This window comes from Salinispora fenicalii (assembly GCF_000514815.1).
GTDB classification, from domain to species: domain Bacteria; phylum Actinomycetota; class Actinomycetes; order Mycobacteriales; family Micromonosporaceae; genus Micromonospora; species Micromonospora fenicalii.
Map to the genome: position 1 here is coordinate 276,042 of NZ_KI911471.1, position 13,524 is coordinate 289,565.

At 68.2% G+C, this 13,524-nt stretch carries 8 protein-coding genes; 3 read left to right on the top strand and 5 right to left on the bottom strand.

The window, feature by feature from the left end:
• Positions 1 to 61: 61 nt before the first annotated feature.
• Positions 62 to 1,060 (top strand): DUF1702 family protein, encoded by a 999-nt coding sequence (locus B116_RS0119200; RefSeq protein WP_033667737.1) that lies wholly within the window; start codon positions 62 to 64, stop codon positions 1,058 to 1,060.
• Positions 1,057 to 2,427 (top strand): cytochrome P450, encoded by a 1,371-nt coding sequence (locus B116_RS0119205; RefSeq protein WP_050591895.1) that lies wholly within the window; start codon positions 1,057 to 1,059, stop codon positions 2,425 to 2,427. The genes B116_RS0119200 and B116_RS0119205 overlap by 4 nt, the downstream gene beginning before the upstream one ends.
• A 197-nt stretch (positions 2,428 to 2,624) precedes the next feature.
• Here B116_RS0119205 and B116_RS0119210 read toward each other — a convergent pair whose 3' ends face one another.
• The 5 genes from B116_RS0119210 to B116_RS0119230 are packed head-to-tail and all read right to left on the bottom strand — an operon-like array spanning position 2,625 to position 12,402.
• The gene (locus tag B116_RS0119210; RefSeq protein ID WP_018719940.1) at positions 2,625 to 3,176 is read right to left on the bottom strand and encodes a flavin reductase family protein; all 552 of its coding nucleotides are present in this window, start codon (positions 3,174 to 3,176) and stop codon (positions 2,625 to 2,627) included.
• A gap of 1 nt (position 3,177) precedes the next feature.
• Positions 3,178 to 3,657 carry an acyl-CoA thioesterase gene (locus tag B116_RS0119215; RefSeq protein ID WP_018719941.1) on the bottom strand — a complete coding sequence of 160 codons (480 nt, stop codon included), beginning with the start codon at positions 3,655 to 3,657 and terminating at the stop codon, positions 3,178 to 3,180.
• A 3-nt stretch (positions 3,658 to 3,660) separates the two neighbouring features.
• Positions 3,661 to 9,489, bottom strand: coding sequence for a type I polyketide synthase (locus B116_RS0119220; protein WP_027661002.1), 5,829 nt, complete (start codon positions 9,487 to 9,489; stop codon positions 3,661 to 3,663).
• A 13-nt stretch (positions 9,490 to 9,502) separates the two neighbouring features.
• A complete protein-coding gene (locus tag B116_RS0119225) occupies positions 9,503 to 10,498 on the bottom strand; it encodes a hypothetical protein (protein WP_018719943.1) in 996 nt (331 codons plus the stop codon).
• Positions 10,495 to 12,402: a CRTAC1 family protein gene (locus B116_RS0119230; protein WP_018719944.1), complete on the bottom strand. Its 1,908-nt coding sequence runs from the start codon at positions 12,400 to 12,402 to the stop codon at positions 10,495 to 10,497. Before B116_RS0119230 ends, B116_RS0119225 begins: the two co-directional genes overlap by 4 nt.
• Positions 12,403 to 12,852: 450 nt before the next feature.
• Here B116_RS0119230 and B116_RS0119235 point away from each other — a divergent pair, with 450 nt between their 5' ends.
• Positions 12,853 to 13,236, top strand: coding sequence for a hypothetical protein (locus tag B116_RS0119235; protein ID WP_223874624.1), 384 nt, complete (start codon positions 12,853 to 12,855; stop codon positions 13,234 to 13,236).
• Positions 13,237 to 13,524: the final 288 nt, after the last annotated feature.

Consider the following 13,524-nt stretch of genomic DNA (forward strand, 5'->3'; position numbering starts at 1 on the left):
AGTGGCTATTCTACGGGCCGTAGCGGGACGATCAATGATGATGCTTGTCTGATCTGGATGAATGGGAGCAACAGTGTCCGGAATCATCCGAGGGTTCAGGCGCCGACTCCTGACCCCTGACATTTCACAGACCCGGGTATCCGTCCGTGGCTTCCATGTCAAAGGACCGGAATCACGTGACGTTCTGGAATCTGTCGGTGCCTCGTTTCTGGCCGGGCTCTCCTCGGCCGCTGGTGCCCGGCGGGTCACCGACATCGGCGTCGAGTTCGCTGGGCTACCGGCCCGTTTCCAGGGGTTCGCGTACGAGGGTGCAGCTATGGGCTTCGCGATGGTTGACGCGATCAGCCCCGGTACGCCCCGGCGTAGCCCCGAGTTCCTCGCCGGGAGCGGCGATCGGCACGTCTACATGGCGTACGTCGGAATCGGGTGGGCGATGGCCCGGCTGCCTCGGTTCTTGTGGGGCCGGGCCAGTGCGGGGGCCACCGACCCGCTGCTGCGCTGGCTGGTGCTCGATGGGTACGGCTTTCACCAGGCGTACTTCCGTACAGCCGAGTACGTGACCAACCGACGGTCGGTACGTGGCTTCCCCTGGCCTGCCGAAGGCCCGACATGGTACGCCGACCGGGTCGTCGACCAGGGTATTGGGCGGGCGATCTGGTTCGTCGCCGGATCCGACCCGACGCTCGCCGCCGATCTGATCGACGCCTTCCCCGTCACCCGGCACCAGGATCTGTACAGCGGTGCCGGCCTAGCCGCGACATACGCCGGTGGTGCCACCGCGGCGGAACTCGCCCTCTTCCTACGCAGATCCGGTGAGCACGCCCCGTTCGTCGCCCAAGCCAGCGCGTTCGCGGCCCAGGCCCGGGTCCGCGCTGGGTTGCTGACGGCGCACACCGAACTGGCCACCGACGTGTTCTGCCGGACCAGTGCCGTCGAGGCCGCGCGGATCACCGACGAGGAGATTCCGCCGGTCACGGCGGAATCCGACCTGCCGGCGTACGAGGTGTGGCGGCGCGCGATCGCGGCCCGGTTCCGCGTCGATGCCGGGGCGCAGTCGTGACCGCGCTCGCAGACCGGCCGAGCCGGCTGTATCCCCCCGGCCCGTCGCCATGGTCGGCACCATGGCTGCTGGCTCGGATGGCCCGCAACCGGCTCGACGTGATGCGCTCGGTGTCGGCCCGCTACGGAGACGCCGTCCGGCTGCCGCTGGGGCCGAAGACGTTGTACTTCTTTAACCATCCAGACCACGCCAAGCACGTACTCGCCGAGAATCCGGGCAGCTATCACAAGGGAATCGGTCTGGTCCACGCTCGTCGTACCCTCGGTGACGGCCTGCTGACCAGCGAAGGCGAGCTGTGGCGCAAACAGCGTAAGACGATCCAGCCGGTGTTTCAGGCCCGGCGTATCGCCCGGCAGGCCGGCGCGATCGCCGAGGAGGCGGTTGGCCTGGCCGATCGGCTGCACACCATGGTCGGCCGCGATGAACCAGTCGACATCCGGCACGAAATGACCGATCTGACTCTCGGTGTACTGGGCCGGACGCTACTCGACACGGATCTGGGAGAGTTCGGCGGCATCGGCGATGCGTTCGAGTCCGTCCAGGATCAGGCTATCTTCGAGATGATGTCGCTGGGGGCGGTGCCGACCTGGGTGCCGTTGCCCCGGCAACGACGGTTCCGTCGCGCCCGTGCCGAGCTGCAGGACGTCGTCGACCAGCTGGTTGCCCGACGGCGGGCGGCCGGCGGCGTCGAGGGACGCGACGACGTGGTGTCCCGGCTGATCGAATCGACCGGCGAGGAGACCGATCCGCAGGTCGCCCGGCAACGGATGCGTGACGAGTTGGTGACTCTGCTGCTGGCCGGCCACGAAACCACCGCGAGCACACTGACCTGGGCGTTCCAACTGCTTGATCAGCATCATGATGTCTGGGAACGAGTGCATGCCGAGGCAGTCGAGGTGCTCGGCGACCGAATACCTGTATACGAGGACCTGCATCGGCTGCGGTACACCGCGATGGTCGTTGACGAGGTGATGCGGCTCTACCCACCGGTCTGGCTGCTACCCCGGATCGCCCAGCGTGACGATGTCGTGGGCGGCTACCACGTGCCGGCCGGCGCAGACCTCGTGTTCTGCCCGTACACCCTGCACCGGCATCCAGAGTTCTGGCCAGAACCGGACCGGTTCAACCCGGACCGGTTCGACCCCGAGCTCGGCACCGACCGGCCCCGGTACGCGTACATCCCGTTCGGTGCCGGTCCGCGCTTCTGCGTGGGCAACACCCTGGGGCTGATGGAGGCGGTGTTCGTGATCGCCTGTGTCGCACGCCGGCTGCGGCTGTCGGTCCAGCCCGGCTACCGGCTGGTCCCCGAGCCGATGCTGACGCTGCGGGTCCGGGGCGGTCTGCCGATGCGGGTCCACGAGGCCTGACGCGGCCCACCCGTCCTGACGCGGCCCACCCGTCCTGACGCGGCCCACCCGTCCTGACGCGGCCCACCCGTCCTGACGCGGCCCACCCGTCCTGACGTGGTGGGCCGCACGAGCTACCGTCGCTGGCGCGGACAGGACGACAACATAGGACCGGGTGGCCCGCGTTCCACGGGGCCACCCGGTCCGAGGGCGAAGAGTCAGCCGCGCTTGGCGATCTCCGCAAACCGGCCACCGTGGAACAACAACGCGTCGTGGTTGTCGCCGCGGCCGGTGCCCAACACCGAGCCGAGGAAAATGGAATGGTCACCGCCGTCATACACTGCGGCTAGCTTGCACTCCACCCAGGCCAGGCTGCCGGAGATAATCGGGGCACCGGTGTGCCGCCCCGACCAGTGCCGCACCGTCTCGAATTCCCGCTCGTCACGTGGTCGCGACGAAGTAGCGAAGTAGCGAGCCAGTCCTTCCTGGTCGGAGCCCAGGATCGACACCGCGAAACTGCCCTGGGTCAGGATCGTCGAGTGGAGGACCGCGGTGCGCTTGACGCACACCAGCGCCAACGCGGGCTCCAGTGACACCGAGGTGAACGCGTTCGCGGTCATCCCATGCGGCAGGTCGGCCCCGGACGTCACCAGGGTGACGCCGGTGGCGAACATACCCATGACCGCCCGCAGCTCCGTGTGGTCCCCGGGGCCCTTGCCGTCGGGTCCGACCCGTGCCACGTCCGGTGTGGCCTGCTTGTCGCCAATCACGTTAGCCCTCCCTAGCCCCATCGAGCACCCGGCGCTTCCCGTTACCGTTGATGCCGGTTATGGCGTACTGCGACAGCGCGACCCGCAGCGAGTCCGGCACCAGAGCGGGCCGGGTGTCGGTGTTCGGTCCGCGCATGCAGGCGATGCGCTGCCGACCACGGGCGACCAGTTCCTCGAAGCCGTCCCGGAGCCGGACATAGTCGAACGCGAAGCCGATCTGGGTCTGGGTAAGGTCCTCCAAACGCATCCGGATCGACAGCTCGTCGAAGGCGCTGATCTCGGTGAAGAACTCACACTCGCATTTGAGGGTGAACAGCTTGAGATCATCCCGGATATCTGCCAACACCTCCGGAGCGCGGTCCCGAAGGAACATCTCCCGGCAGCGGCCCTGCCAGCGCAGATAGTTGACGTAGTAGACGTTTCCCACCAGGTTGGTTTCCTCGAAACCCACCAGGTGCCGGTACTCGTAGTAGGACTCCATGGCTCACCTACCTCCGTCGGCGGACATCGCGAAGACCACCGGATCGTCGACCGCCTGCAGCGAGGTGGCGAACGTGGCGATCCAGGTAGTTCCGGACCGCAGCGCCACCCAGCCGGCCGGTCGATCCGGCTCGGTAACCAGATCGACGCGCGCGTGGCCGTTCTTGCGCAGACACTCGATCGCGCCCCACACCCGGGTCGCCGATACCGACAACTCCTCGTTCTGCTCCCGGGCGATCAGCGCGGCCAGGGCCAGGTTCTCCGCGCCGAGCAGATCGGCCCACTCTTCGTCGGTCCGGGCGGCAGCCACCTCGACATCGCAGCCGACGGCCGTCGGCCCGGCTACCGCCATGGTCACAGCGGCACCGTGCGATACCGAGATCTGCGGTCCTCCGGTGACCTCCGGCTTGCCGTCCGGCCGGTAGTGCACCACCGTGTCGCCCCCCAGCGCCCAGCTGACCGCCTTGCGGGTCTGCTCCCGCCGGTCGGCCGGGCCGACCGCCTGCGGATCGTCCGGGCGTACCACCACCCGCAGGTCGTTCGGCAGGAAAGCGCCGATCCGCCGTTCCAGGTAGGGCCCGACTAACGCCGGTAGCCACGGTCCGGCACCGTCCAGTTTGCGTACGGCGTGCAGCCGCAGCCCCACCCACCGCTCGACGAGGTTGCCGTCCATGTCACGGACGTCTACGTCATACAGATACGTGTCGCCCTGGCGAGACCGCTCTACTGCCTGGATGGTGACGGTGTCCAGAGTGGCGGCGACCTTCGCCTCGGTGAGGTACAGCCGTTCGATCGCCCCCGGCAGCAGGGTGGCATCCGGCACGCAGCACTGCAGGGCGTGCATCACCGTATCCCGGGTGCCGGGGTCGCCGAGCACCAGTTCAGCCGGCCGGTAGCGAGCGAACCATGGTGCGACCGACCGGTTGGAGACCTGGGCCACACAACTCGTGGCCGCCAGATCCAGGTAGCCCTGTAGCCGTTGGAACCGCAACCCCTGGAACAGCACCGGCCCGTACAGTTCGTTGGCCGGATCGATGGGCAACAGCGATGTAGCCGCCGTCGCCGGCCGCACGTCGGCGCGCGCCGGCAGCTCGTAGCGCAACCGGGCTCGGAAATGGTCGGCCGCGAACCCGGTGTCGCTGCTGCGGACCACCGCGTCAACGGCACCGTCCGGTGCGGCGAGCACCGCGATCCGAATGGTGTTGCGGCCGTCCGGCGGCACCACGATCGGGCGGAGCAGCTCGACGTTGTCCAGCACCGGCGTCTCGGTCCGCCCGGTCAGTGCCCGTGCCGCCTGGGCCATCGCCTCCATCCCGAGCACCGCCGGCAGCAGCGTATCCCCGTCGAGCAGGTGGTCCGGCAGATAGAGGTCATCGTCGGCGGTCAGGTCGGCGTCAACAACCAGCTCGACGCCCGGGTAGTGCACCTGTGGCCGGTCGACGAAGCGTAGGAGCGGCAGCTCCCGCCGCTCCAGGGTGACCGTCGGCAGCCCTTCGGCCCGGCTCATCACCACCATCGCCTGCGGCGTGGACGGGCTGGCCAACACCTCTTTGAGAACCGCGATTCCGTCCTCGATCGGGATCGGCGAGATGCCCTCGCGGGTCAACGACTCCAGCACCCCGAGTCGTTCACCCATGCCGGCACCCGACCACACCGACCACTCCAGCGCGAGGCAGCGGATGTGCGGATGGTCCTCACCGACCCTGCGGGTCAGGTCGGTCATCCAGTCATTGGCGGTGGCGTAGTGCGCCTCGCCGCGCAGACCGGCCCGGCCGATGATGCTGCCGAAGGTCACCAGCAGCCGCAGCGCCCGCGGGTCGGTCGCGGTGAGCACCGAGTCCAAGCCGTCGATCTTCGGGGCCAGGGTACGCCGGAACGTCGCCTCGTCGAGCGCGGCCAGCGGTGTCGGTTCATTGCGTCCCGCGCCGTGCAGCACCCCGGTGACCTGGCCGAGCGCCTGCTCGACCGCGTCTACCGCAGCCTTGACCTGGTCCAACGCGGTGATGTCGGCCCGAGCATAGTGGAACCGGACGCCTGCGGCCCGTAGCCGCTCCAGGTTGGCGGCCAGCTCGGGATCGTCGGCCGGGTCGGAGCGGCTGAGCAGGCCGACGGCGGCGCCGGTGTCCCGACCCAGGGCCAGCGCACACTCCGCGGTGATGCCCTTGCCGCCACCGGTGACCAGCAGCACGTCGTCTGGGCCGAGTCCGGGTCCGCCGTTGGACGGTAGCTGGATCGGACGCAGCACCGGCTCGTGCCGCTCGCCCCCGGCGTCGTAGTGCACCTCGCTGAACCCGGTCGTCGCACCGACATCGGCGACGATCCGGCGCACCACGTCGTCACCGATCGCCGGATCGTCGTCCGTCAGGTGCTCCGGCAGCGGCAGCAAGACCACTGTCGTGGCTATCTCCGGATGCTCCTGGTGCAGCGTCTTGGCCAACCCCGCGGCCGACTGCCGGTCACCGACCGCGACGAACCGTACCGGCCCGCCGGCGGACAGGGCCGCGCGGGCGGCCTGCAGCAGCACCGGAACGTGCTCCTGCTGGCCTTCATGGGGCAGACAGAGCAGTACGCCGTCCCCCACTCCCGCCTGCCGTAGCGCCGCCGCCAGCGGATCGGCGAGCGGGTTGAGGCCAGCGGCGAAAACCTGCCAGTCACCGTCGACTCCCGACCCGGCGAATGGGGCGGCACCGGTCGGCACCAGGTCCACGGCGAATGCCCGTACCCAGGGGGCAACCCCGGCGGCGACCGGCTCCGTGTCGTCGGCTGGTGCGGCACTGGCGTCGTCGTTGAGGATCTGGGCGATTTCCTCCATTGTTGCGGTCGCGTAGCTAGAGGTCAGCGTCGGTGCTGGTACGTCGAGCTCGCGGGCCGCCTGGTTGACGATCTGGCCGACGGTGATCGAGCTCAGGTGCAGCTCGTCGAGGGGCCGGCTGCCCGGGCGTACCGCCTCTAGCGGCAGTTCGGCCCGTTCGGCGGCAAGCCGCCGGAGCACCTCGAGCGTGTCCCCGTCGGAGCGCGCCGCCGCGTCGTGCCGGGAGCCGTCAACGGATCCCGGGGCTTCCTCGGCCGGCCGGGCGTCGGCCTGCCGGGCCACGGCGAAGTCGCCGGCCGGGGCCGACTCGGCCGGGCTGGCAAGGAAGCGCAGCGGCCGACCGGGTTCCAGCGGACGGGTGAACCGGCCCTGAAACAACGCGTCGTGGTCGACCGGAGCACCCAGCGCGTATGCTGCCCCGACGGTGTTGAGCAGTCCGGACAGCGACAGGCTGTCGGTCTCCAGGGAAACGGTCGGCACGTCCGGGGCGATTTCGCCGGCCAGGCCGCGCAGGATCCGACCCGGGCCGACCTCCACCAGCAGGTCACTGGTTTCGGCCAGTCGGCTGACCGCCTGGGTGAACCGCACCGGGTCGAGCACCTGCCGACGCAGCAGGTCGACGACATCGGTGTCGGCCGGCAGTGGCTCACCGGTGACAGTGGAGACCATCGACTTGGCCAGTGGGGTGAACGACTGGCCCGCCAGATGTTCGCCGAACGCCACGGCCGCCGGGGCGACCGCCTCGGAGTGAAAGGCGTGCGACACGGCGATCCGGGTCCAGAACACCCCTTGCCGTTCGGCTTGGGCACCGACCTGCTCGACCGCGGCGACCGGGCCGGAGACCGCGGTCTGCCGTGGGCTGTTGTAGCCGGCGATGACCACCGCGGTGCCGGCCAGCAGCGGCTGCACCACGTCGGGCGCGGCGGAGATGCTGGCCATCGTGCCGTCACCGGCGCTGGCATCGGCCATGATCCGACCCCGGGCGGCGGCCGTTGCCAGCAGCGTCGGCTCGTCCATGGCCCCAGCCCAGTGCAGCGCGGTCAACTCACCGAGGCTGTGCCCGGCCGCGCCGGTCGCCTCGATGCCCAGCATGGACAACACCCGTAGTCCGGCGACCGATCCGGTGACGATCCGGGGCTGGGCGGCCGCCGTGGCCACCAGGTCCGTACCAGTGGGTGGCTGGTACGTCCGGTACAACGTGTCGACCTCGTCGAACCGACGACGCAACGCGCCACCGTCGGACCGACGGCCGGCTCCCTGTCCGGGGAACAGGTAGCCGATGCGTGGGTCACCGCTGGCGGCACCGAGGAACAGGCCTTCGGTGGAGTTGATCACCGTCCGCTCGCCGGCGGCCACCGCCTCCGCCAGCCGGCTGAGCCGGCTGGCGGCCTGCTCGGGCGAGGCGGCGACTACCGCGGCCCGGATCGGCTGGCCAGCCAACTGCCCGGCCAGTGCGGCGGCCAGGTCGCCAAGCTCGGCGTAGGACAACCGGGCCACCCACGGGGCCAGCCCGGCGAGCCGTTCGCCGAGTTCCTGCGGGGTCCGGGCGTCGAACAGCAGTAGCTCGGTGTCCTGCCGGGAGCGCACCAGCGCCGCGGTTGCGGTGCCGACCCTGGTCCGCCGGCTGGTCTCGGCCGTCTCCAACACCACGTGGGCGTTGATACCTCCGAAGCCCATCGACGAGACCGCGGCCCGGATCGGCTTGTCCGCCGGCCACAGCTCGGCGGTGGCCGGCACCCGCAGGGCAGGCTGCTCGACGTCCAACTCCGGGTGGGTCTCGACGTGCCCGGTCGCTGGCGGGATCACCTGCTGGCGGACCGACAGGATCGCCTTGAGGAGACCGGCCACGCCAGCGGCCGCTTTGGTGTGGCCGAAGTTGCCCTTGACCGTGCTGATCGCGGCCGGCTCGGCATCCGGGGCGGCCGTCTGGCGGGCTTCGGTGAACGCCCGCAGTTCGGTGGCGTCGCCGACGGCGGTCCCGGTGCCGTGCCCTTCCAGGTAGGCGACGGTATCGATGCCGAAACCCGCCCGTTGGTACGCGCGACTGATGGCCAGCCGGTGACCGCTGGCTTCCGGCCGGGTGATCCCGCCCTTACCGTCGGAGGAGTAGCCCCACCCGGCGATGACCGCGTGCCTGCGCAGACCCCGGGCAACGGCGTCCTCGTCGCGCATCAGGACCAGCATGCCGCAGCCCTCGCCGGGCCAGAAGCCGTTGGAGTTGCGGTCGTACACCCGCATCTCGGCGGTAGCCAGCGCACCGGTCTTGGCGAACCCAATCACCTCGAACGGGTCGATGCTCAGGTCCACGCCCCCCGCGATCGCCGCGTCCAGCTCGCCGTTGCTCAGCGAGTTGCAGGCGGTGGCGACCGACAGGAGCGACGACGAACAGGCACCGTCGACCGTGTATCCGCCACCCTTGAAGTCGAAGTGGTTGCAGATTCGTCCGGCGATCGTGTTCGCCAGCCCGCCGGCGAGAGTGTCCTCGTCGATTGGTGGGAACGGTGCCTTGTAGCGCGGCTCCAGATCGTCCAGGAAGGTTGTCACCGCTGTGTCGTCCCAGCCCTGCTCCCGCAGGGCCGCGCCTACCGTGCGCCGGACGTACGGCCAGCGCAGCCGCAGCAGGTTCGCCCGGCTGAACTCACCCGTCAGGGTGTTGCCGATGATCACACCGGTCCTGGCTTCCGGCAGTCCCTCGCCGTCAGCGAAGCCGGCGTCGGCCAATGCCCGGGCGACGGTATCGAGGGCCAGCCAGTGGGTCATGTCGGTGGATCGGAAGGTGCTGCCGGCGATGCGGTACTTGACTCGGTCGAACTCGAACCCCTCCAGCACCGCCGCCTTGGCGGAGTAGAACCGGTCCGGCGCGGCCGGGTCCGGGGAGTAGTAGTCCTCGTGGTTCATTCGCTCGTCCGGCAGCCGGCGGAAGGCCCGGCGGCCGGTCAGCACGTTCTCCCACAGCTGGTTGGGCGACTCGGCATCGGGGTACCGGCATGCAATCCCGACCACCGCGATACGGTCACTCATCTCTGCCCCTTCCTCACGCTGCCGCGCCGGCTACCGGCGCGGGGGCGGGTGTCGTGGCCGACTGTTGCTGCGCCCGTTTGCGCAGATGGACCATCCACCAGTAGATGCCGCGAGCGCCGCAGACCACGACGACGGCGAAGAACAGCGTGTAGACGACGTTGAACAGCATCAGCACGCCGTAGACCATGGCCACTGACGAACCGAACATGAACTGGTGGATCGGCTTGATCGGGGTGGTCCCCGGGTCGGTGATCATGTAATTGGTGAACAGCACGAACGCCACCCCGGCCATCACGCCGAGCGCGGAGAACAGTGCCACGTCCCAGATCCAGTGCCGCAGGAGCGCTTGGATGGCGAAGCCGCCCAGCCAGCCGACGATCAGCGCCACCTTGCGGGTGAGCAGGGCGTTGATCACCGTGCCGGCGGTGACGATGATGATCGGAATCATGATCCGGAAGAAGGTGTTGGCGCCCTCGGTGAACTGGTACGGCGGGGCGATCGAGATCCAGGAGCCGAAGCAGAGCAGGGCCACGGCGATACCCAGATTCGATGGGTTCATGTAGTGCCGCATCCGGCCGTACACCGGGGCCTGGAAGACGTACTTGCCGGTGACACCGACGATCACCGCGAACGCGATCGGCAGGAACATGTCGTTGGCGTACAACAGCATGTTGCAGGCCAGTGCGGTGATGTGCGCGGGGAGCAGGAATTCGTACATGCCGCGCCCACCGCGTCCGGCGTACCGTGGTACCCGCTGCTGCATCCGGGCGCTGAAGGTCTCGAAGACCAACTCGGTGACGTAACCCACCAGCACCGCCAGGATCGGCCACAGCCACGGCTGTTCGAAGCCCAGGACGGTGTACCCGAGAATGTTGAACACGGTCATGGAGATGGCGAAGTTGCGCAGCGCCAGGTACCGGCGGTCCGGCTCCTTCGCCGCCGACGTGGGTGGTTCGGCGGAGGCCGTCGTCGTGCCGACGGTCTGTTGGCGTTGGGCGATGGTGCTCATCGGTTCGGGACCTCCTGGACGCGGTCGGTCAGCACGAGGGTGTGCGTGCCGGGCGACAGCTGCTGGGTGGTGCTGTGCAGGTCGCCGCCGAGGTCACGCCAGCGCAGATCGACGGTGACCGGGCCGGCGGCATCGCCGAGTCCTACGTGTACTTCGAAGCTGCGCTTGCCGCCGTGGCCGCTGCCGCCGTCGAGCTGAGACACCTGCCGGCGTCCGTCGGCGGTGGTGACCGTGACAGTCGCCCCGTAGGCCGGTGTGCCGGAGAGGTCGGCGTCGGTGCCGTCTAGCGTCGGCCGGTACAGCCGCAGGTTGAGGTAGTCTCCGCGGTCCGGTGCCTCGTTGCTGTAGAACGCCGGGGCGGCCCACTGTCGGGCCACGGCCATATCGAGGGTGCCGGTCGCCCGGGTATCCGCCGTCGCGATGCCGCGGGTCGGGATCGGCACATCCAGGCCCAGTTGCTCGGTGATGTTGGCGAACTCGCCGCTGTCGGTCCGAGCGAAGAAGGCGATCGGCTGGTCGCCGGCGATGTCGTCGCCGGGCTGCATGTTCGGCCACATCGCCGGGTTGGACAGCAGGTTGTCGTTGGACATCGCCATCTCCTGCAGCCACGGCCACCGGCCGATGTCGCCCTTGACGAAGCCAAGCGTCTGTACGACCTCCAGGTCACCGTCGTTGCGGAAGTCGGCGAACTTCACGTCCCACCCCCAGCCGCTCCAGGCCATGCCCAGCGGTCGGGCCTGCTGGACGAACGGTGCGGTACCGGTGGCCAGGCTCTGCAACGCCTCCTGTTCGGAGTCGGCCTGGTTCATCCAGACGAAGTTGCTCTCCTCCAGCCCCCAGGCAGTGGTGATGTTGGAGACCACCATGTCAAAGCTGCCGTTGGCGTCCAGGTCGCCGAAGTCGACGCCCATGCCCTTGAACGAGTCCTTGCCCAGTTGGAACGACTTCGGTGTGCCGTGGCTGCGCTCGCCGTACACCGCGGTGAACTTGATCTTTCCGGGCTGGGAGACATTGTGCAGCAGGTGGTCGAAGGTGAAGTCGTTCGCCACGTACAGGTCCGGTAGGCCGCGACCGGTCAGGTCGGCGGAGCCGAGCGCCAGGGTCCAGCCGGCGCTCTTGGCGAACGGGACCGCGCCGTGCTCCGGCACGAAGGTTACCGACGGATTCTCGCCGGCGGTCGCCGCGTGCCAGCGCAGGATCTGTAGGCCGCCGCCGTTGGAGGCGGTGGACAGCGAGTCGTTCATCTCGACGTTGTCCTGGCCGTCTGGATCGAGCACATCGGACTCGGGGAAGTAGTTGCCGATCACCACATCTGGCTTGCCGTCGCCATCGAAGTCATTGACTGCAGCGGCGTTGGTGTGCCACTTCGGCCCGTGGTAGCGGCCGTCCGGTGAGTCCTGTGGCAGGATCTCCTGCCGGTGGTACGCCTCGTTGGCGGGCAGTGCGGTGTCGGCCTTGCGCAGGAACAGGATCGGTACCCGCCCCCAGTAGGTCACCATGATGTCCATCCGCCCGTCCAGGTTGTAGTCACCTGGCACGCACCCCATCGGGGCCATCGTGCGGTCGACCGGCAGTGGTGCCGGGTCGAGCAGGAACGGTTCGAAACGGTCGGCGGCCGGCGCGGTTGGCGCGTAGGTGACCACCACTTTGTTGGTTCGTACATCGACGAAGCACAGGCTGTTGGCCACCCCGTGGCCGGTCAGGTCGTTGATGGCGATACTCGCGCCGACCGAGGAGATCCAGGACCGGATCTTGTGGTACGACTCGTTGACCTCACGAATGTTCCGTTTTGGTAGTTGGTCGTAGCCTTCCGGATAGTCGATTGAATGTTCGGTGAACCGATACTTGTGGGCAACCTCGTCAGCGCCAGCCACCGACACGCGCGCGTCGATGACGAAGAACATCGTAACCAGGAGCAAAATCGCCGTTAATCCGGGACTGATCGAGCGCAGGCGTCTACCCAGCACGGTCTGGTCTCCTTACCGCGGGAACCCGTCGGCCGTTGTTCAACCGATGGAATTGACAGGGTGTGCATCATTTTGCTGCAGATCCGATCTGTGAAATTTTGGGAATGGCGGGCCGTGAAACCGAGACCATCCTGGCTCCCGACTCGCCGGATGTTCCTCCTTGAAAGGACGGTGGCGGGTGGAGACGGGTAGGCCACACCGCGCGGCTGGCCACCGGGATCATCGTCCGATGCCAGCGCCGCGAACTGCTTCTTTCACATTGCCTCTGGTGATTCGAGGGTCTTTTACACCTACGGCAATCTGCCGCCGAGCCCAACTCGGCGGCAAGACGGCAATATGGCGACACTCCTGACCACGAGTACCGGCTAGCCTGGTGAGGAGCTGCACGTGGCGTCAATTGAGACGCCGCGTCACCTGGTGTTTGTTGTGGGGCGCACCGTACAGAGAGGAACTGTCGTGTCTGTCGAAGGATTCTGGAAGGTCGCCGTGTCGACCCCGCTGGGGACCCGTCACACCGTGCTCGAACTGTCTACCAAAGATGGTGTACTACAGGGCATCTCCCGTGGCGAAAAAGAGGAACTGGTACTGAACGACCTTCGACAGTCCGGCGACCGGTTGTACTGGTACCAGTCAATAACCAAGCCTATCAGAATGAAGCTTGTGTTCGATGTGACAATCGACGGTGACGATATGTCCGGCACCGCTAAGGGTGGTCCGATGCCCCCGGCGGAAGTCAGGGGACACCGCGAACCGGCACCCCAGGCGGCCTAGACGCTCTAGGTGCCGAGAGATCGTTCACACCACCGGCCACATTGACGCGCCCGGCCGCCGAAGAACGCGACTGACGGGCCTGGTACGGCAGCCGCATTCCGCTGGTTGACCAGGGCGTAGTGGTGGTTGAGTCGGGCGCGCTGGGGGACCAGCTGGCGCGGGCCTGGTGTCGGCTTCGCCAGGTGAGCCAGTCGAGGCGCGATTGGGTGGTGAAGTCAGAAGGGCACCAGGCGCCACCGGAGTTGTATGACGGGGTGAGCCCGCCGCCTAGTTCTTTGGGTTGCTCTT

Bases quoted from the DNA above. Each gene is read 5' to 3' on its own strand.
- B116_RS0119230 (WP_018719944.1), bottom strand. From the start codon at position 12,402: ATGTTCTTCGTCATCGACGCGCGCGTGTCGGTGGCTGGCGCTGACGAG.
- B116_RS0119215 (WP_018719941.1), bottom strand. From the start codon at position 3,657: ATGGAGTCCTACTACGAGTACCGGCACCTGGTGGGTTTCGAGGAAACC.
- B116_RS0119220 (WP_027661002.1), bottom strand. From the start codon at position 9,489: ATGAGTGACCGTATCGCGGTGGTCGGGATTGCATGCCGGTACCCCGAT.
- B116_RS0119200 (WP_033667737.1), top strand. From the start codon at position 62: ATGGGAGCAACAGTGTCCGGAATCATCCGAGGGTTCAGGCGCCGACTC.
- B116_RS0119225 (WP_018719943.1), bottom strand. From the start codon at position 10,498: ATGAGCACCATCGCCCAACGCCAACAGACCGTCGGCACGACGACGGCC.